Raw genomic sequence first — 19,387 nt, 5'->3', positions numbered from 1 at the left:
AGGTGTCGAGCAGCAACCCGCTGCGTGACCCCGCGGACCGACGGCTCCCGCGTATCGCGGGGCCGTCGGGCCTGGTCATCTTCGGCGTAACGGGCGACCTCTCCCGTAAGAAGCTCATGCCCGCCGTGTACGACCTCGCCAACCGGGGTCTGCTGCCGCCGGGCTTCTCACTGGTCGGCTTCGCGCGCCGCGAGTGGGCGCACGAGGACTTCGCCCAGGAGGTCCACGACGCGGTCAAGGAACACGCCCGCACGCCCTTCCGCGAGGAGGTCTGGCAGCAGCTCATCCAGGGCATGCGCTTCGTGCAGGGCACGTTCGACGACGACGACGCGTTCGAGCGGCTGCGCTCCACGATCGAGGAGCTGGACAAGGCGCAGGGCACGGGCGGCAACTTCGCCTTCTACCTCTCGGTGCCGCCGAAGTCCTTCCCGGTGGTCATCCAGCAGCTGAAGAAGCACCAGCTGGCCGACCAGACGGGCGGTTCCTGGCGGCGTGCGGTCATCGAGAAGCCGTTCGGTCACAACCTGGAGTCGGCCGAGGAGCTCAACAAGGTCGTCCACGAGGTCTTCGCCCCGGACCAGGTCTTCCGCATCGACCACTACCTGGGCAAGGAGACCGTCCAGAACATCCTGGCGCTGCGCTTCGCCAACACGATGTTCGAGCCGATCTGGAACCGGTCCCTGGTGGACCACGTGCAGATCACCATGGCCGAGGACATCGGCATCGGCGGCCGGGCCGGGTACTACGACGGCATCGGCGCCGCCCGTGACGTCATCCAGAACCACCTGCTCCAGCTCATGGCCCTGACCGCCATGGAGGAGCCGGCCTCCTTCGACGCGGACGCGCTGGCCGCCGAGAAGACCAAGGTGCTCGGCGCCGTGCGGCTCCCCAAGGACATGGGCCGGGACACCGTGCGCGCCCAGTACGCGGCGGGCTGGCAGGGCGGCACCAAGGTGCGCGGCTACCTGGAGGAGGACGGCATCAACGGCTCCTCCAAGACCGACACCTACGCCGCGATCAAGCTGGAGATCGACAACCGCCGCTGGGCGGGCGTCCCCTTCTACCTGCGCACCGGCAAGCGGCTGGGCCGCCGGGTCACCGAGATCGCGGTGGTGTTCCAGCGGGCCCCGCACTCCCCCTTCGACTCGACGGCCACCGAGGAGCTCGGCTCCAACGCGATCGTCATCCGCGTCCAGCCGGACGAGGGCGTGACGGTCCGCTTCGGCTCGAAGGTGCCCGGGACGTCGATGGAGATCCGGGACGTGTCCATGGACTTCGCCTACGGCGAGTCCTTCACGGAGTCCAGCCCGGAGGCGTACGAGCGTCTCATCCTGGACGTTCTCCTCGGTGACTCGAACCTCTTCCCGCGCACCGAGGAGGTCGAGCTGTCCTGGAAGATCCTCGACCCGATCGAGGAGTACTGGGACAAGAACGGCAAGCCCGCGCAGTACCCGGCCGGTACCTGGGGGCCCGTCGAGGCGGACGAAATGCTCGAGCGACACGGACGGAGCTGGCGCCGGCCATGAAGACAGACCTCACGGACACCACCGCCAGCAAGATCAACAAGGCGCTGGTGCAGGGCCGCCGGGCGATCGGCACCCCGGCGGTCGGCATGGTGCTCACGCTGGTCATCGTGACGGACGAGGAGAACGCCTACGACGCGCTGAAGGCCGCGAGCGACGCCGCGCACGAGCATCCCTCGCGCACGCTGGTGGTCATCAGGCGGGTCTCCCGCTCGCCCCGCGAGCGTACGCAGTCCCGCCTGGACGCGGAGGTGCGGGTCGGCGCGGACGCCGGGACGGGCGAGACCGTGGTGCTCCGGCTGTACGGCGAGGTGGCCGACCACGCCCAGTCGGTGGTGCTGCCGCTGCTGCTGCCGGACGCCCCGGTGGTGGTGTGGTGGCCGGTGAACGCGCCGCTCGACCCGGCGAAGGACCCCCTGGGCGCCCTCGCACAGCGCCGTGTCACCGACACGTACGCCTCCGAGCAGCCGGTACGGGACCTGGCCGCCCGGTCCGGTACCTACACCCCCGGCGACACGGACCTGTCCTGGACCCGCATCACGCCCTGGCGCTCGATGCTGGCGGCGGCGCTCGACCAGGTCGCCTGCGAGGTCAGGGCCGTCGAGGTGGAGGGCGAGGAATTCAACCCGAGCTGTGAGCTGCTGGCGATGTGGCTCGCGGACCGGCTGGACGTCCCCGTGAAGCGTTCGCTGTCCGGCGGCCCGGGCCTGACGGCGGTCCGCATGGACACCGACTGCGGCCCGATCACCCTGGACCGCCCGGACGGGTCCCTGGCCACCCTCTCCATCGACGGCCAGCCGGACCGTGGAGTGGCCCTGAAGCGCCGGGAGACGGCCGAGCTGATCGCGGAGGAGCTGCGGCGGCTGGACCCGGACGACACGTACGCGTCGGCGCTGCGGTACGGGGTGGACCGGCTGAAGTCCTCCTGGTCGGCTCCGGCACCGAGGGTCTCCGAGGAGTCGGTGGAATCGCTGGCCAAAGGAGAGCGAGGCGAGCCCAAAAGTGACGGGACGGGACGACTCGCCCTCCCCGCGCCGGTCGAAAGGGCTGCGAAAGCACCCGCTGCGGAAGCGACGGCGCAGGCACCGCTGAAGCAGGAACCGCCGAAGCTGGAACCGGTACGGAAGGCGACGAAGTGAGTACGGCACCGCAGCTGGTCGTGCACCGCGACAAGGAGCTGATGGCGCAGGCCGCGGCGGCCCGGCTGATCACCAGGATCGTGGACGCGCAGGCCTCCCGGGGGTCGGCGTCCGTGGTCCTGACGGGCGGCCGCAACGGCAACGGCCTGCTGGCCGCGCTGGCCGCGGCGCCCGCCCGGGACGCGATCGACTGGAGCCGGCTCGACCTCTGGTGGGGCGACGAGCGGTTCCTGCCCGAGGGTGACCCGGAGCGCAACGTCACTCAGGCGAGGGAGGCGCTGCTGGACTCGGTGCCGCTCGATCCGAAGCGGGTGCACGCGATGCCCGCGTCGGACGGCCCCCACGGTGACGACGTGGACGCGGCGGCTGCCGCGTACGCGGAGGAGCTGGCGGGGGCGGCGGGTCCGGAGAACCACGGGCCGGTGCCGGCGTTCGACGTCCTGATGCTCGGGGTCGGGCCGGACACGCATGTCGCTTCGCTGTTCCCGGAGCTGCCTGCGGTGCGCGAGACCGACCGTACGGTCGTCGGTGTCCACGGCGCGCCGAAGCCGCCGCCGACCCGGGTGACGCTGACGTTGCCGGCGATTCGGTCGGCCCGGGAGGTGTGGCTGCTCGCGGCCGGGGAGGACAAGGCGCAGGCGGCGGCGATCGCGTTGTCCGGGGCGGGTGAGATCCAGGCACCGGCGGCGGGCGCCTACGGCCGGTCCCGGACGCTGTGGCTGCTGGACGCGGCGGCGGCCTCGCAACTGCCGCGCTCGCTGTATCCGCCCGCGTCGGCCTGACGGCACGAGCGCCGATCGGCCCGTTTCACCGGAGCGGCCGGAACCCCTGAGCGCGGGGCTCCGGCCGCTTTGGTGTTCCCGTGCGACCACGAGCACGCCAGGAGCATCCGGGAAGAGGGCGTCATCCGGACCGCGACGGGCGACGGGCGGGTGGCCTTCGTGGACGCCGACGACATCGCCGCCGTCGCCGTGCACGCACTGACCGCCGACCGTGACGTGGGAGGCGATCTGGTCCTCACCGGCCGCCCACCGCGCAGCCTGCGCGCTCATGTGGAGCGCGCCATGACGGCGGTGGACGGCTGGGGAGGGCGAGACGGTGGGCCGGAGCGGCGGACTACTTGACCGACCCCGCCATCACACCCTGCACGAAGTGCTTCTGGAACGCGAAGAACACGACGACGGGCACGACCAGGGACACGAACGCCCCGGGCGCCAGGACATCGATGTTGCTACCGAACTGCCGTATCTGCGACTGCAGTTCCACGGTCAGCGGCTGCGAGGAACTGTCCGCGAACAGCAACGCCACCAGCATGTCGTTCCACACCCACAGGAACTGGAAGATGGCCAGGGACGCGATCGCCGGCCGCCCCACCGGCAGCACGAGCCGCGTGAAGATACGCCACTCACTGCCCCCGTCCATCCGCGCGGCCTCCAGCATCTCCTTCGGCATCTCGGAGAAGTAGTTCCGCAGCAGGAACACGGCGAAGGGCAGACCATAGGCCACGTGGAAGAGCACGACACCGGGGATCGTGCCGAACAGCCCCAGCTGCCCGAAGAGTTTGGCGACCGGCAGCAGCCCGATCTGCACCGGCACCACCAGCAGTGCGACCACGAGCAGGAAGATCGCCTCCCGCCCGGGGAAGTCCAGCCACGCGAAGGCGTACCCCGCGAGTGCCGCGATCACCACGACCAGCACCGTCGTCGGCACCGATATCAGCACCGTGTTCCAGAACGCCTGCGTGATCCCGGCGTTGCCCAGCAGCTCCGAGTAGTTGTCGAAGGACAGCTGCCCGGGGCTGGAGAACACCGTCCACCAGCCGCCCTTCGCCGTGTCCTCGGCGGACCGCAGCGAGGACAGGAACAGCCCGGCCAGCGGCGTCATCCACACCAGGCCCACCACGACGAGGAAGGCCTGGACGACCCCGTTGCCCAACCCGCGCCGCACCGCGTTCATCGCTGACTCCTTCGGAAACGGCGGACGTTGAACACCATGGCCGGGACCACCAGCAGCAGGAGCAGCACACCGAGCGCACTGCCGAGCCCCTGGTTGTTGCCGCCGCCGAACGACACCAGCCACATCTGCGTCGCGAGCACGGTCGCGTCCTCCTGCACGGGCCCGGGCGCGATGATGTAGACGAGGTCGAAGACCTTCATCACGTTGATCACCAACGTCACGAAGACGACCGTCAGTACCGGGGCCAGCAACGGCACCGTGATCCGCCGGAAGATCTGCCACTCGTTCGCGCCGTCCATCCGCGCCGCCTCCAGCGCGTCCCGCGGCAGCGTCGACAGGCCCGCGCCGATCAGCACCATGGCGAAGCCGGTCCAGATCCACAGGTACGCGCCGATGATCGCCGGCGTGACGAGGGCCGGGCCGAGCCAGGAGACTCCCTCGTAGGGCTGGGCGAAGTTGGACGACGGCAGTTTCACCTGGTAGGAGCCCGCTTCGAGACCCTCGAAGCGGAAGGAGCCGTCGGACGCGGTGGTCGCCGTGGCGACCTGCTTGCCGTCGCGCACCGCCTCGACCTTCATCTGCGGCAGTCCGTTCTCCCGCCGGTCGACCTTGCCCTGCTCACCTCCCCCACCGGGGGTGAAGTCCAGGTACACCACTCCGCGCAGTTCGTCGGGACCGGCCTTCTGTCCGGCCGCCGCGTACGCGGGCTCGGTGCCGCCCGGCAGGTCCTCGGGGAGCACGCCGACCAGGCCGAGCGTCACCGCGTCCCCCGGGGAGACGCTCGTACTCGTGCGGTACGACCCGTCCTTCTCCTTCGTCAGGCCCTGCCCGTCACGGGCCCGGGCCGTCGGGTACGAGGACTCCGCCTTGAACGCGTCGTGGACGGAGACCACGGCGGCGTTCAGCACGCCCTTGTCCGGATCCTCGTCGTAGGCGAGCCGGAAGATGATGCCGGCGGCGAGGAAGGAGACCGCCATCGGCATGAAGAGGAGCAGCTTGAAGGCCGTGGCCCAGCGGACCTTCTCCACCAGCACGGCCAGGATCAGCCCGAGCCCGGTCAGCAGGGCCGGTGCCACGACGACCCAGATGGCCGTGTTGCGCACGGCGTTGAGGGTCGCCGGGTCGCGGAACATCTCGGCGTAGTTGTCGCCGCCCACGAAGGTCGTTCCAGAGGCGTCGAAGAAGCTGCGGCCGACGCTGAACAGCACGGGGTAGACGACGAGCGCCCCGAGCAGCAGCAGCGCGGGCAGCACGAACAGCAGGGCGACGATCTTCCCGCGCCGCCGCAGTCGCCGGGTGCGGTCGGCGACCGGGGTGGGCGGCGGGGAACCCGTCTCTTTCACAAGGGTCGCTGTCATGGCGTATCAGTCCTGGTACGCCTTGGCCGCCGCGGCCTCCAGCTTGGCGGCGGTGCCCTTCGGGTCGGACGGGTCGCGCAGGAAGTCCTGGAGCAGCTTCCACTCGCCGGTGCCCTTCGTGCCGCCGAAGGCCGCGGGCGCCTGGTCGGACATGTCGAAGCGGACCGAGTCTCCGGCCTTCACGAGGGACTCGGCGGTGGCGCGGGTGACGTCGTCGCCGTACTTGGCGAGGTCGAGTTCCTTGTTCGGGGAGAGGAAGCCGCCGGCCTCGGCCCACACGGCCGCGGCCTCGGGGGTGGCCAGGTACTCCAGGAGGGCCTGGGCGGCCTTCTGGTTCTTGCCGTCCTTGAGGACGACGGCGGCGTCACCGCCGCTGACGACCGGTGCCTCGCCGCCGCCGACGGCCGGGAACGGGAAGAAGTTCGCGTCCTCGCCGATCGACTTGCCGAACTGGTCCTTGGCGACGCCGGCGACGAAGTCGCCCTCGTAGACCATGCCTGCCTCGGGCTTCGGTCCGAACACCTTCTCCACCGAGCCGGGGAAGTCGGTGTTCAGGGCGCCCTTCTGGCCGCCCGCGATGAGCTGCTTGTCCTTGTAGAGCTTGCCGAGCGTGGTGAGGGCGTCGACGACCGAGGCGTCGGTCCACTTCAGCTTGTGGGCGGCGAGGGCGTCGTACTTCTCGGGTCCCGCCTGGGAGAGGTAGACGTTCTCGAACCAGTCGGTGAGGGTCCAGCCGTCCTGCCCGGCGACGGAGAACGCGGCGAGACCGGAGTCGGACACGGTCTTCCCGGCCTTGAGCATCTCGTCGTAGGTCTTCGGCGGCTTCACACCGGCCTGGGCGAGGGCGTCGGGGCTGTACCAGACGGTCGACTTGTGCGCGGCCTTGAAGTAGAGGCCGTAGAGGGTGCCGTCGACGGTGCCGTAGTTCTTCCAGACGTCGGCGAAGTTGGCGTCGACGGACGCCTGCGTCTTCTTGGAGAGGGGCTTGAGCCAGCCCTTGCCGGCGAACTGCTTGAGCACGCCGACCTGCGGGACCATCACGACGTCGGGGGCGTTGCCGCCCTCGATCTTGCTGCCGACGACGGTGGAGACGTTGTCGCCGGTGGAGACGAACTGCGTCTTGGCGCCGGTCTTCTCGGTGAAGGCGTCCAGCACCTTCTGGAAGTTCTTCTGCTCGGTGCCGGACCAGACGCCGGCCACGGTGATCGACTGGCCGCTGAGCGCCTTGTCGCCGCCGCCCGCCGCGACGGGGCCGCCGCCGCAGGCGGTCGCGCCGAGCGCGAGGGTGAGGGCGGTGCAGCTGGTGAGCAGGGTGGTACGTCGTCGCATCATCGTTGATGTCCCTTCGGAGGGTTCTCTTGCGGGAAGTTCGCTTGCGGGTGAATCGCTTTCGGGGAGTTGACGTGCGGGGCGGTCAGGTGCGGATCCACCAGGCCGCCGTGGAGCCGGACAGCACGCCGGGCGGGCAGGGCCCGCTGGCCAGCAGCGGGGTGCCGGAGACCGGCGCGGGTGTGGGGGCCGTACCGAAGTTCACGGCGCACACCAGGTCGTCGCCGCGGGTGAAGGCCAGGACGCCGGGCGGGGCGTCCAGCCAGCGCAGCGTGCCCTCGCCCAACTGGGGCAGCGCGGCGCGCAGTTGCAGGCCGTCGCGGTACAGGTGCCAGAAGGAGCGGGTGTCGGCGAGGGCCCTGTCGGTGGCGTACTCGGCGAAGTACTCGGGCTGCGGCAGCCACGGCTTGGCGCTCTCCGCGCCGGGGGTGAAGCCGAACGGCGAGGCCTGCCCGGACCAGGGCAGCGGCACCCTGCAGCCGTCGCGGATGCGGGCCCGGCTGCCGGTGCGGCGGAAGATCGGGTCGGTGAGCACGTCGTCGGGCAGGTCCACGACCTCGGGCAGGCCGAGCTCCTCGCCCTGGTAGATGTACGCGGCTCCGGGCAGGGCCAGCATCAGCAGCGCGGCGGCGCGGGCCCGGGCGGCACCGAGACCGCTGCCCTCGGTGGCGGGTTCGCCGTAGCGGGTGACCGTGCGGACCTGGTCGTGGTTGTTGAGGACCCAGGTGACCGTCGAGCCGGTGCCTGCGATGTCCTGCATGGCCTCGGAGATGACCTTCTGGAACACGTCGGCGTCCCAGGAGGCGCTGAGCAGGTCGAAGAAGAAGGCCTGGTGGAGCTCGTCGGAGCGGACGTACCGCGCGTGCTCGCGGGCGGTCGGGACGGAGACCTCGCCGACGAGCAGGCGCTCGCAGCCGTCGCGCTCGGTGTACTCCTCGCATATGGAGCGCCAGCGCCGCCACACGTCGTGCACCTCGGGCTGGTTCCAGGCGAGCGGGTTGACCGAGTCGCGGGTGCGGGCGTCGGCCTCCGGGTCGTCGGAGTCGGGCAGTTCCGGATGCTTGAAGAGGCCGGCGGCGACGTCGATGCGGAAGCCGTCGACGCCCCGGTCCAGCCAGAAGCGCAGCACCCGGTCGAACTCGGCGGCGACCTCCGGCTCGCGCCAGTTCCAGTCGGGCTGCTCGGGCGTGAACATGTGCAGGTACCACTGGCCGGGTCGCCCGTCCGCCTCGGTCACCCGGCTCCACGCCGGGCCGCCGAACATCGCGTGCCAGTTGTTGGGCGGCTCGTCACCGTCCGGGCCGCGGCCGTCGGCGAAGTGGAAGCGGGCCCGGGCCGGGCTGCCCGGGCCGTCCCGGAGGGCCTCGCGGAACCAGGGGTGCTCGCTGGAGCAGTGGTTGGGGACGATGTCGAGCAGCACCTTGACGCCGAGCCGGCGCGCGGCGCCGACCAACAGGTCGAACTCGGCGAGGTCACCGAAGAGCGGGTCGACGTCGCAGTAGTCGGCCACGTCGTAGCCGTGGTCGTGCTGCGGCGAGGGATAGAAGGGGCTCAGCCAGATCCCGTCGACGCCGAGCTTCTTCAGGTAGGGCAGTCCGGCCCGGACGCCGGCGAGATCGCCGATGCCGTCGCCGGTGCTGTCCAGGAAGCTGCGGACGTACACCTGATAGATCACTGCGTCACGCCACCAGTGGTGCCTGTTCAACCCATCGACCTGTCTCTGAGGAGGGCAGCGGTTATGCATGCATGTTAAGTAGGCGTGTCGAGAGGGTGTCAATGAAAAGCACAGGGGTTCATGACGGATTGGGGGTACCAATGCGGACACGCTGGGGCATCTCGAACTCAGATGAGACGTCCGCGTTACCTAACAAGTAACTAGAGAGCTTGGGGAAGGTCTAGCGACGGGAGATCGCGGCGAGCTCGCGCGCCAGTCGCCGCACCGCGGCCGAGGGCGTCTGGTGCCCGGCCATCGCGTCGTGCACGACCGCCTGCACGACCAGGCTGACCTGGTCGTAGCGCGGGCTCTTGGGGCGCGGCTCGGCGGAGAGCACGCTCTCGCGCAGGGTCGGCAGGTACGGGAACCTGCGGATGAGCGCCGGATCCTGGTAGAGATCGGCGCGGACGGGCGGCAGCGCGCCGCGGGTGAGGACCTGGCGCTGGACGTCCTCGCCGGTGAGGTAGGCGAGCAGACGGGCGGCCGAGTCGGGATGCCGGGTGTGGGTGCTGACGGCGAGGTTGGAGCCGCCGAGGACGCTCTTGCCCGGTCCGTCCGGTCCCGGCAGCGGTACCGCGCCGACCTTCCCGGCGACCTTCGACCCTTGCGCGGAGGCGCCGACGTACGCGTACGGCCAGTTCCGCAGGAAGAGCAGCCGGCCGTCCTGGAAGGCCTGCTTGGACTCCTCCTCCTTGTAGCTCAGCGCTTCCTTCGGGATCCAGCCCTCGCGCACACCGCGGGCCAGGAATCCGATGCCCTCGCGGGCCGCCGCCGAGTCGACGGTGACGCGCTCGCCCTCGTCGCCGAGGATCGAGCCGCCCGCCGAGTAGACGGCCTCGGCCGCGTTGACCGTGAGGCCCTCGTAGGGCAGGAACTGCCCGGCGTAGCCGTCGAGGCCGTGCTTGGGCGCGAGGGTCTTCGCGTACCGCTCCAGCTCCGCCCAGGTGCGCGGCGGCGGGACGCCCTCCTCGGCGAGGACGTCCTTGCGGTAGAGGAGCAGGCCCGCGTTGGTGACGTACGGGACGGCGTAGAGCTGTCCGTCGTAGGTCGCCGTGTCCACGACCGGCTGGAGGAAGCTCTTCAGGGGGAAACGGTCGCGCGGCAGGGGCCGGATCCAGCCGGCCGCGGCGAACTCCGGGGTCCAGTTGACGTCGATGTTGAGCACGTCGAACCGGCTGCGGTCGCCGTCGCGCAGGTCGGTGACCATCTGCGCCTGGGTCTCGTCGGCCGAGTCGGGCAGCTCGACGAGGGTGACTTTCTCGCCGGGGTGGGTGCGGTTCCAGCCTTCCAGCAGGGGGCCGAGGTAGCCGGTGAGGTCGCCGGCGGTGGCCAGCGTGAGGGGGCCGCGACCGCCTCCCGAGGACTCGCCCGCCTGGGCCCCGGCGGCGACATAGCCGGTCAGGACCACGACGAGAACGAGGAGGCCCCTACCCGCGGCATGGATCCACCGCATAGGTTCCTCCCTGTACACCGGCGACGGGCACCCTTGCCCGGAATCAGAGGCCATGTATACCTGTTAGGTATGGGCGATACTAGGGCCTGGAGCACATTGGACCGGACAACAGGAGGACTGCACGCGTGCGCCTGCCCCTCCTGGCACTCCTCGCCCGCGGCCCCGCCCACGGCTACGAGCTCAAGCAGGACCTTGAGCAACTGCTGGGCTCCGCGTACCCTCAGCCGAATGTCGGCCAGATCTATGTGACCCTCGGCCGCCTCGAGAAGTCGGGACTGATCGAGGGCGAGGACGTGACGCAGTCCAGCCGGCCCAACAAAAAGGTCTACCACCTCACCGAAGCCGGTCGCGAGGCGCTGCGCGTCTGGTTCGAGGAGCCCGAGGACGAGCCGCGGGTACGGGACGAGTTCTTCATGAAGCTGGCGCTCGCCCCGCAGACCGGGCTCGCCGACCAGATCTCCCTGATCAACCAGCAGCGGCGCCAGTACCTGAACACGATGCGGCAGCTGTCCAGGCTGGCCGCCGCCGAAGACCGCGACAACCGCGTCGCCCACCTGCTGATAGAGGGCGCGATGCTGCACCTGCAGGCCGACCTCGACTGGCTGGAACGGTGCCAGGAAGAGCTGGAGGAGTCGGAGTGAGCGACGAGCGTCCCACTCCTGTGCTGCGCGCCGAGGGACTGGTGAAGACGCACCACGGCGAGGGTGCCCCCGCCCATGCCGTGCGCGGGGTCGACCTGTGCGTACGGCCCGGCGAGTTCGTGGCGATCACCGGCCCGTCCGGAGCCGGGAAGTCGACGCTGCTGCATCTGCTCGGCGGGCTCCAGCGGCCGGACGCGGGCAGCATCTGGCTCGACGGCGAGTGCACGGACACCTACGGCGAGGCCCGCTGGGCGGTGGAGCGCCGCAAGCGGATCGGGATCGTCTTCCAGTTCTTCAACCTCGTCTCCAACCTGTCCGTCGCCGACAACGTGGAGCTGCCCGCGCTGCTGGCCGGGGCCGCGCCGAAGCAGGCGCGGGCCGAGCGGGAGCAGCTGCTGGCCGAGCTGGGCCTGACGGGCAAGGAGCGCAGCATGCCGGGCGAACTGTCCGGTGGCGAACAGCAGCGGGTCGCCCTCGCCCGGGCCCTGGTCAACCATCCCCCGCTGCTGCTGGCCGACGAGCCGGCGGGCAGCCTGGACAGCAAGGGCACCCGCGAGGTGATGCGGCTGCTGTCCCGCTTCCACCAGCGCGGCCAGACGATCCTCCTGGTCACCCATGACGCGCGGCTGGCGAGTGCCGCGGACCGGGTGATCAGCTTCTTCGACGGGCGGATCGCGGACGACGCGGAACTCGACGGCGGCACACCACCGCGCCGGTCCGGCATCTCCGGCGTGCTGGAACTCAAGGACTGACATGCGGGTGTACGACCACCGCGCCCGCCGCGGGCCGAGGGACTGAGGCCCGTGCGAGCCACCCTGCGCTGGGCGCACTCCGATCTGCGCACGCACCGCGGCGAGGCGCTGTTCCTCGTCCTCGCCACCGCGGGCATCGTCGCCTCACTGCTGCTGGCCACGGCCCTGTTCGGATACGCCACCAACCCCTGGCAGCGGGTGTTCACGCAGTCGCACGGCGCGCACGTGTGGCTGCACACCGACACCGCGGCGGACACCGGCGAGCTGGCCGGCCTGGACGGCGTCGACTCCGTCGCCGGCCCCTACCCCACCGCCGCCACCACGGTCTCCTCGCGCGGCAGCCGCGCCGCCGTGGAGCTGCGCGGCACACCGGAACGGCCGTCCGTCGGCCGCCCGCCGATCGTCTCCGGCCACTGGCTGGACCGCTCCACCCCGAACGGTGTGGTCCTGGAGAGCCGTCTCGCCCGCGCGCTGCTGGCGGAGCCCGGCGACACCCTCACCGTCCCCGGCACCGCCCGGCGGCTGACCGTCGTGGGCCTGGCCGACAGCGCCGAACCGCGCTACCGGCCCGGTGAGCAGCCGGGGCTGGTGTGGGCGCTGCCGTCGGCCGTGCCGGATCCCGGCGGCCAGGTGATCGGACTGCGGCTGACCGATCCCGGTGACACGTCCTACGTCGTCCAGCGTGCCGTGACCGTGCTGGGGGCCGGAGCCATCGGGGAGGTGTCCACCTGGCAGCAGGCGCGTGCCGAGGCCCAGGGCGACAACCGGCTCCTCGGCCAGGTGCTGGGCCTGTTCGGGCTGGGCGCGCTGGTGGCCGCCGGGCTCGCCGTGCACGGGGCGATCAGCACCCGTATCCGCGGGCATCTGCGGGACCTCTCCGTGCTGAAGGCGATCGGCTTCACCCCCGGCCAGGTGGTCCGTGTCTTCCTGCTCCAGCACCTCGCCTACGCCCTGCTGGGCGCGGTGGCCGCCGCCGGACTCGCCGAGGTCCTGGGCAGCCGGATCCCGGGACGGCTCGGCGACGCGGTCGGGGTGTGGCAGGGGCTGCCCGGACACACCCTGGCGCTGGTCGTGATACCGGCCGGCGCGGTGCTGTTCATCGGCGCGACCACCGGGCTGGCCGCATGGCGGGCGGGGCGGGTGCCTCCGGTCCCGGTGCAGAGGCCCACCACGGCACGGAGCGGGCGGTTGTCCGCTGCGACCGGCCGGATCCTGCAACGGCGGCCCGTGACCGCTCCGCACGGGGGACGGCCGGCGAGCGGCGCGCGTCGGCTCTTCGGACTGCCGCCCGCGGCTCGCCGGTCCGGACAGCTCTCCGGCACGGCACGCCGCGCCCTCGGCGCGCGCGTTCCGCCGGCGCTGGTGCTGGGCTGGCACAGGGCGTTCACCCGCCGCCCGCGGTCCCTCGCCACCGTCGCCCGCCTCACGCTGCCGTTGCTGCTGATCGTCGTGGCGATGAGCGCGTGGACGACCATCGACCGCTTCCACAGCAGGCCCGAGCAGATCGGCCTGCCGACCGCGCTCAGCGTCCGCGCCGACACCGGCCTCGGGGAGCGGCAGACCCGTGCGCTGCTGGAACGCGACCCGGAGGTGGCCGCCGCCTACCCCGGCGTCGAGACGGCCGCCCTGGTCCCGGGCCAGACGGCGACGATCGCCCTGCGCGGCCTCGGTACCGAGCAGGACCCCTACCCGTACACCCTCGCCGAGGGCCGCCCGGCCCGGGGCGCGGACGAGGCCGTGGCCGGTCAGGGGCTGCTCGACCTGCTGGACGTGCGGGTCGGCGACTGGGTGCGGATGACCGTCGGGGACCAGCCGCAGATCCTGCACATCGTGGGCCGCAGCATCGAGCCGGAGAACGCCGGCCGGGTCATCTCCACGTCCCTCGACACCCTCCGGGCGAACGACCCCGGGCTGCGCCCCACCCTCTACGAGCTGCGCCTGGATCCCGGTGCCGAGCCCCGGGCCGTCGCCGACCGGCTGGCCACGGCCGGGCGCGGGCACCTGGACGTGCACACCGTGGCCAACCCGGCCGACGGGCTCTCCCCACTGCGCGCCGTCGTCGCCGGGCTGATCGCCGTTCTTGCCCTGATCGGGCTCATCGAGCTGCTGACCGCGATCGGCGGGACCGTCCGCGAGAGCGAACGGGACCTGCTGGCGCTGAAGGCCATCGGCCTGTCCCCTCGGCAGATCACGGCGATCACGGTCACGGCCACCGGCTTGACGGCGCTGGCGGCCGTCCTGGCCGCCACGGCACTGGGTCTGCCCCTCGCCCACTGGCTGATCGACGCCCAGGGCAGGTGGAGCGGTATCGGCGCGGGCATCGCGCAGGGCCCGTCCGCCCTCCTCATGCTGCTGCTCGGTGCGGCGGCGGTGCTGTGCGCGGCGGCCCTGGCGGCGGTGCCGTCGGCCCGGGCGGCACGGCGGCGGCTGGCGGACACGCTGAGCGCGGTGGCCTGACGACTCCGTCACCAGCACCCCAGCACCTGTGAGTTCGGTGATCAACCCCCGTACGGGGGCTGCGGGTTGTACGGCGGCTGCGGGGCGTACGGGTTGCCGCCCCCGTACGGCGGCTGCGGGGCGCCGTACGGATGGCCGTACGGGTTCCCCTGCGGCGGCAGGTACGGCGCCCCGGCCGGCGGCATGCCCGGGGGCATCGGCGGCACTGGTCCGGGGACGGGCCCGGGAACCGGTGCCAGGGTCGCCGGGTGTGCCTTCAGCCGGATCCCGTACCGCCGCTTCAGCCGCCCCATCTCCAGCAGCGCGATCCCGGTGACCGTCACAGGGGCGCCCAGGATGAAGACGATGCCCAGCGTGAGGCTGAGGCCGTGCAGATCACCGGTGACCAGGTCCGGGACGGCCACCAGCCAGCTGGTCACCATGGCGAGCAGCGGCGGCAGACAGCGGTGCACGGCAGCCGTGCCGAAGAAGTTGCCGGAGACCCGCACGGCTCCGGACGCCGTGAAGACGAGCATCCACATCATCGTCCCGCCGACCCCGATGATCACGGCCGGGTTGCCCGTCGCGTTCGTCGTCCGCACCAGCATCAGCAGGGCGGCGACACACCCCACGAACAGCAGCAACAGCTTGAGGGAGTTGAGGAGCGGCACCCGCAACTGCCCCACGGTGCCGGTGCGCCGCCAGACGTACAGCATCGCCCCGACGGTCAGCGGCGTGAGGAAGAGCAGGACGACCGAGGCGGTCATCGCGTTCTCCAGCAGCTCCGTGAGGTCGAAGCCGCCCTCGATGAAGGTGTATACGCCGAGGGACGCGACCGCCCCGGCGATGACCCGGAACTTCTTGAGCTGCTCCACGGACGGGTCGAGCGGCTGCGGTATCCACGCCGGGTGGAACACGGCCCGAGCCACGTCCTGGGGCTTCAACAGGGACCGGACCGTCAGGGTGCCGCCCGTCCAACTTCCGCGTGTGCGTGCCACTTCGCGCTCCCCCGAGCACTCGCTGTCATGATCGCCCGGAGTCTACGGGACGCGGACGGCATCCCGCCGTCCGCGTCCGTCGTCCGGAAGCCGTCACTCCCGGCCGCGCAGCTCCCGGTAGGTCGCGACCAGCGCCTTGGTCGAAGCGTCCAGGCCCTCGACCTCGGCGCCCTCGGTCAGCGCGGGCTCGACCCGCTTGGCGAGGACCTTGCCGAGCTCCACGCCCCACTGGTCGAAGGAGTCGATGTTCCACACCGCGCCCTGCACGAACACCTTGTGCTCGTAGAGCGCGACCAGCTGGCCCAGGACCGACGGGGTCAGCTCCGGCGCCAGGATCGTGGTCGTCGGGTGGTTGCCCTGGAACGTCTTGTGCGGCACCAGCTCCTCCGGGACGCCCTCGGCCCGCACCTCCTCGGGGGTCTTCCCGAAGGCGAGCGCCTGCGTCTGGGCGAAGAAGTTGGCCATCAGCAGGTCGTGCTGCGCCTTGAGTTCGTCGCTCAGCTCGGCGACCGGCCGGGCGAAGCCGATGAAGTCGGCCGGGATGAGCTTGGTGCCCTGGTGGATGAGCTGGTAGTAGGCGTGCTGCCCGTTGGTGCCCGGCGTGCCCCACACCACCGGCCCGGTCTGCCACTCCACCTCGCGCCCGTCCCGGCCGACGTACTTGCCGTTGGACTCCATGTCGAGCTGCTGGAGGTAGGCGGTGAACTTCGACAGGTAGTGGCTGTACGGCAGCACCGCGTGCGACTGGGCGTCGTGGAAGTTGCCGTACCAGATGCCCAGCAGACCCAGCAGCAGTGGCACGTTGGCCTCGGCGGGCGCGGTCCGGAAGTGCTCGTCGACGATGCGGAACCCGTCCAGCATCTGCTGGAAGCGGTCCGGGCCGATGGCGATCATCAGGGACAGGCCGATCGCGGAGTCGTAGGAGTAGCGCCCGCCGACCCAGTCCCAGAACTCGAACATGTTGGCCGTGTCGATGCCGAACGCGGCGACCTTCTCGGCGTTCGTCGACAGGGCGACGAAGTGCTTGGCTACGGCGGCCTCGTCACCGAGCGCGGCGAGCAGCCAGCCGCGCGCGGACGTGGCGTTGGTGACCGTCTCGATGGTGGTGAAGGTCTTGGAGGCGACGATGAACAGCGTCTCCGCCGGATCCAGGTCGCGGACCGCCTCGTGCAGGTCGGAGCCGTCCACGTTCGACACGAAGCGGAACGTCATCGAGCGGTCCGTGTAGGCGCGCAGCACCTCGTACGCCATCGCGGGCCCGAGGTCGGAGCCGCCGATGCCGATGTTGACGACGTTGCGGATGCGCTTGCCGGTGTGGCCGGTCCACTCGCCCGAACGCACCCGGTCGGAGAATGCGGCCATCTTGTCGAGCACGGCGTGCACGCCCGGCACCACGTTCTCCCCGTCGACCTCGACCACCGCGTCCCGCGGCGCCCGCAGGGCGGTGTGCAGCACCGCCCGGTCCTCGGTGGTGTTGATCCTCTCACCGCGGAACATGGCGTCCCGGAGCCCGAACACATCGGTGGCCGCGGCCAGTTCGCGCAGCAGCCGGAGGGTGTCGTCGGTGACGAGGTGCTTGGAGTAATCGACGTACAGGTCACCGACCCGGAGGGTGTACCCGCTGCCGCGGCCGGAGTCGGCGGCGAACAGCTCGCGCAGCTGGACATCGCCCAGCTCCTCGCGGTGCTTGGCCAGTGCCGTCCACTCGGACGTCTGGTTGAGCCTGGTACGGCCGTCTGCGTTCATCTGGGGATTCAGCCTTCTTCCTTGCCTGTACTGCTGCGTACCTGCCCCGCTGCCGGTCCCAACCTAATGGAGCAGCGGGTGCCGTGAACTGTCGTCGCTCCGTCCTCCGGCGCAACAACAGGTACGTCCGGCCGGCGCGCGGGTATCAGCGCGGTGACGGACAGGGCGAAGAATGCCGCGGCGAGGAGTGCCGGGGTGTTGTCGCCCCAGACGGTGGCGACGGCTCCGCCCAGCAACGCGCCCACGGGCGCGCCCGCGACGGCGAGTGTCCGGAAGGCGGAGCTGACCCGGCCGAGCACCCCGGCCGGGCTGCGTTGCTGCATCAGCGTCGTGGTGTTCACGTTCCACACCATCCCCATGAACCCGAAGACGGCCAGCGCGGCGACCAGCACGGCCAGGCTGCGCACCGCCCCCATGACGACGAGCGCCCCGGTCTGCACCACGCCGGCGACCAGCACCGCGCGCATCCGGCCGACGCGGTCGACGAGCCGGCCGCCCAAGGCTCCCCCGGCCAGACTGCCGACGGTGTACGCGGTCATGGCCGCCGCGTATCCCGCGTTGCCGGCGTCCAGCCAACCGGTCACCAGGACGACGAGGGTGGCGACGAGGGCGCCCATGCCGATGTTGCACAGGGCGGTGGCGGTGCACAGCGCGCGCAGCGCCCGGTCCCGGACCAGGGCGCGCAGTCCCTCGGCGATCTCCCGGCGCAGGGTGCTGCCCGCCGGTCGCGGGGTCCGCTCGGGCGGCGGCGTCCGCAGGGAGGCCACGAGTGCGGCGGCCGCCAGGAAGGTCACGGCGTCGGCCGCGAAAGGCACGGCGGCCCCGGCCACCAGGAGCAGCGGCACGACGGGGCCGCCCAGCAGCCCGCCGGCGATGCGCTGTCCGGTCATCAGCCGGGCGTTGGCGCTGCCGAGGGCGTCCCGGTCGACCAGGGCGGGCAGCAGCGCCGTGGCGGCGTTGTCGAAGAGGGTCTGGAGCGCGGTCAGCGCGAAGGCCAGCGCGATCAGCAGGCCGATCGAGGCGTGGCCGAGCGCCACGGCCACCGCGAAGGCCGCGACCAGCAGACCGCGCAGGGCATCGACCATCCACATGGCGCGCCGCTGGTCCACGCGGTCGGCGACGGCCCCGCCGAGCAGTCCGAAGACGATCCAGGGCAGATAGCCGCAGGCCGTGACGGAGGCGACGAGCAGCGGATCATCGGTCAGTGTGACGGCCAGCAGGGGCAGCGCGGCCGTACGCAGCGCGTCCCCGAAGCTGGACAGCACGGCGGCGCTCCACAGCCGTCCGAAACCGCCGCGCCACGCGGGCGCGCGCACGTCCCCCACCTCGGCCGTCGACACTGTCTCCCCCTCACGGTCCACCCGATGCACAAACCGTAGAGGGCACCACTGACAATCGGTCCGTGAGCGGGCGTCACACCCATGGGGAGAGCAGTTCCGGCCGGGCACCTGCTGGTGCCCGGCCGGTCTCGGCTTCTAGATCTCGCCCCGCAGTTTGGCGAGCGCCTCGGCGAGGATCGCCTCGCCGTCCGCGTCGCTGCGCCGCTCCCGTACGTACGCCAGGTGCGTCTTGTAGGGCTCGGTGCGCGGCGGGTCCGGGGGGTTGTCCCGGTCCTGGCCTGCCGGAAAGCCGCAGCGGGGACAGTCCCAGGTTTCGGGCACCTGCGCGTCGCTGGCGAAGCTCGGCTGGGTCTCGTGTCCGTTGGAGCACCAGAAGGAGATGCGCAGCCGCGGCGCGGACTCGCCGCGCTCGGCCTCGCCCATCGGCCCCGCCCCGACCCGGCTTCCCCGGATCGCGTTGCCACTTGCCACGGTCGTAACTCCCTGCGTGATGGTGCCGCGAAGCGAGTCGGCGTTCCGCTTCGCTGCGAGCGCCTCAGTCTACGTAAGGCCCAACGCGCGTCCAGTGGTTGGAGTTACAACCCTCACACCTGGACGCAAGCCCCATGATAGGCCGCGCTCAGCTGCGCGTACCCACCATGGGGCCTTACGTACAGGTCCGTGCGGATGGCGGCTCGGTCAGTTGTTCACCTTCATCAGGATGCCGAGCACGACAATGCACGCGAACCACAGCAGACCGACCACGACCGTGATCCGGTCGAGGTTGCGTTCGGCGACCGAGGAGCCGCCGACGGAGGACTGCATGCCGCCACCGAACATGTCGGAGAGGCCGCCGCCCTTCCCCTTGTGCATCAGCACCAGCAGCATCAGCAGCAGGCTGAAGACGATCAGGGCGATCGAGAACCCCAAAACCACGGCTGGACCAACTTCCTCGGATTCGGATGGACGACGCGGGGCCCAGCACAGCGCTGGACCCCGCAAGGGTACGACGGATCGCCGCTA

The 19,387-nt window shown here is 71.3% G+C and carries 17 protein-coding genes; 7 read left to right on the top strand and 10 right to left on the bottom strand.

The genetic code is table 11. From position 1 onward, the window contains the following. Positions 1-2 precede the first annotated feature (2 nt). From zwf to ABZ016_RS15185, 4 genes are all read left to right on the top strand, one after another. Positions 3-1,526 (top strand): glucose-6-phosphate dehydrogenase, encoded by a 1,524-nt coding sequence (zwf, locus tag ABZ016_RS15200; protein WP_356917051.1) that lies wholly within the window; start codon positions 3-5, stop codon positions 1,524-1,526. Then, positions 1,523-2,662, top strand: a complete 1,140-nt coding sequence (opcA, locus tag ABZ016_RS15195; protein ID WP_356917050.1) for a glucose-6-phosphate dehydrogenase assembly protein OpcA — start codon at positions 1,523-1,525, stop codon at positions 2,660-2,662. Before zwf ends, opcA begins: the two co-directional genes overlap by 4 nt. Beyond that, on the top strand, positions 2,659-3,444 hold the full coding sequence (pgl, locus tag ABZ016_RS15190) for a 6-phosphogluconolactonase (RefSeq protein ID WP_356917049.1): 786 nt from the start codon (positions 2,659-2,661) through the stop codon (positions 3,442-3,444). Before opcA ends, pgl begins: the two co-directional genes overlap by 4 nt. 69 nt (positions 3,445-3,513) lie before the next feature. Beyond that, positions 3,514-3,786 carry a hypothetical protein gene (locus ABZ016_RS15185; RefSeq protein WP_356917089.1) on the top strand — a complete coding sequence of 91 codons (273 nt, stop codon included), beginning with the start codon at positions 3,514-3,516 and terminating at the stop codon, positions 3,784-3,786. On the opposite strand, the gene ABZ016_RS15180 is transcribed toward ABZ016_RS15185, so the two are convergent. The 5 genes from ABZ016_RS15180 to ABZ016_RS15160 all read right to left on the bottom strand — a co-directional run bounded on the left by ABZ016_RS15180 (position 3,779) and on the right by ABZ016_RS15160 (position 10,472). Then, positions 3,779-4,618 carry a carbohydrate ABC transporter permease gene (locus ABZ016_RS15180; protein WP_356917048.1) on the bottom strand — a complete coding sequence of 280 codons (840 nt, stop codon included), beginning with the start codon at positions 4,616-4,618 and terminating at the stop codon, positions 3,779-3,781. The genes ABZ016_RS15185 and ABZ016_RS15180 overlap by 8 nt on opposite strands. Beyond that, on the bottom strand, positions 4,615-5,976 hold the full coding sequence (locus tag ABZ016_RS15175) for an ABC transporter permease subunit (RefSeq protein WP_356917047.1): 1,362 nt from the start codon (positions 5,974-5,976) through the stop codon (positions 4,615-4,617). The genes ABZ016_RS15180 and ABZ016_RS15175 overlap by 4 nt, the downstream gene beginning before the upstream one ends. 6 nt (positions 5,977-5,982) lie before the next feature. Beyond that, positions 5,983-7,308 (bottom strand): ABC transporter substrate-binding protein, encoded by a 1,326-nt coding sequence (locus ABZ016_RS15170; RefSeq protein WP_356917046.1) that lies wholly within the window; start codon positions 7,306-7,308, stop codon positions 5,983-5,985. Between the two features lie 82 nt (positions 7,309-7,390). After that, positions 7,391-9,049 (bottom strand): glycoside hydrolase family 13 protein, encoded by a 1,659-nt coding sequence (locus ABZ016_RS15165; protein WP_356917045.1) that lies wholly within the window; start codon positions 9,047-9,049, stop codon positions 7,391-7,393. A gap of 151 nt (positions 9,050-9,200) precedes the next feature. Then, positions 9,201-10,472 (bottom strand): ABC transporter substrate-binding protein, encoded by a 1,272-nt coding sequence (locus ABZ016_RS15160; RefSeq protein ID WP_356917044.1) that lies wholly within the window; start codon positions 10,470-10,472, stop codon positions 9,201-9,203. Between the two features lie 125 nt (positions 10,473-10,597). On the opposite strand from ABZ016_RS15160, the gene ABZ016_RS15155 reads away from it, so the two are divergent. From ABZ016_RS15155 to ABZ016_RS15145, 3 genes are read left to right on the top strand one after another with little or no spacing between them, the layout of a single operon-like run. Beyond that, positions 10,598-11,113, top strand: coding sequence for a PadR family transcriptional regulator (locus ABZ016_RS15155; protein WP_356917043.1), 516 nt, complete (start codon positions 10,598-10,600; stop codon positions 11,111-11,113). Then, positions 11,110-11,865 (top strand): ABC transporter ATP-binding protein, encoded by a 756-nt coding sequence (locus ABZ016_RS15150; RefSeq protein ID WP_356917042.1) that lies wholly within the window; start codon positions 11,110-11,112, stop codon positions 11,863-11,865. The genes ABZ016_RS15155 and ABZ016_RS15150 overlap by 4 nt, the downstream gene beginning before the upstream one ends. 51 nt (positions 11,866-11,916) lie before the next feature. Next, the gene (locus ABZ016_RS15145) at positions 11,917-14,322 is read left to right on the top strand and encodes an FtsX-like permease family protein (RefSeq protein WP_356917041.1); all 2,406 of its coding nucleotides are present in this window, start codon (positions 11,917-11,919) and stop codon (positions 14,320-14,322) included. 41 nt (positions 14,323-14,363) lie between these two features. On the opposite strand, the gene ABZ016_RS15140 is transcribed toward ABZ016_RS15145, so the two are convergent. The 5 genes from ABZ016_RS15140 to secG form a co-directional block, all read right to left on the bottom strand. Beyond that, positions 14,364-15,299 (bottom strand): hypothetical protein, encoded by a 936-nt coding sequence (locus ABZ016_RS15140; protein WP_356917040.1) that lies wholly within the window; start codon positions 15,297-15,299, stop codon positions 14,364-14,366. A gap of 93 nt (positions 15,300-15,392) precedes the next feature. Further along, complete coding sequence (gene pgi / locus ABZ016_RS15135; protein ID WP_356917038.1) at positions 15,393-17,045, bottom strand: glucose-6-phosphate isomerase; 1,653 nt, start codon at positions 17,043-17,045, stop codon at positions 15,393-15,395. Between the two features lie 8 nt (positions 17,046-17,053). Then, positions 17,054-18,385 (bottom strand): MFS transporter, encoded by a 1,332-nt coding sequence (locus tag ABZ016_RS15130; protein WP_356917036.1) that lies wholly within the window; start codon positions 18,383-18,385, stop codon positions 17,054-17,056. A 135-nt stretch (positions 18,386-18,520) separates the two neighbouring features. After that, on the bottom strand, positions 18,521-18,856 hold the full coding sequence (locus tag ABZ016_RS15125) for an RNA polymerase-binding protein RbpA (protein ID WP_003976875.1): 336 nt from the start codon (positions 18,854-18,856) through the stop codon (positions 18,521-18,523). A gap of 207 nt (positions 18,857-19,063) precedes the next feature. Further along, positions 19,064-19,294: a preprotein translocase subunit SecG gene (gene secG, locus ABZ016_RS15120; protein WP_009300451.1), complete on the bottom strand. Its 231-nt coding sequence runs from the start codon at positions 19,292-19,294 to the stop codon at positions 19,064-19,066. Positions 19,295-19,387: the final 93 nt, after the last annotated feature.

Origin of the sequence: Streptomyces sp. NPDC006372 (genome assembly GCF_040612515.1) — a bacterium.
Lineage (GTDB): Bacteria > Actinomycetota > Actinomycetes > Streptomycetales > Streptomycetaceae > Streptomyces.
The sequence above is the reverse complement of the archived record's forward strand: the minus strand, read 5'-3'. Positions and strand labels throughout refer to the sequence as shown.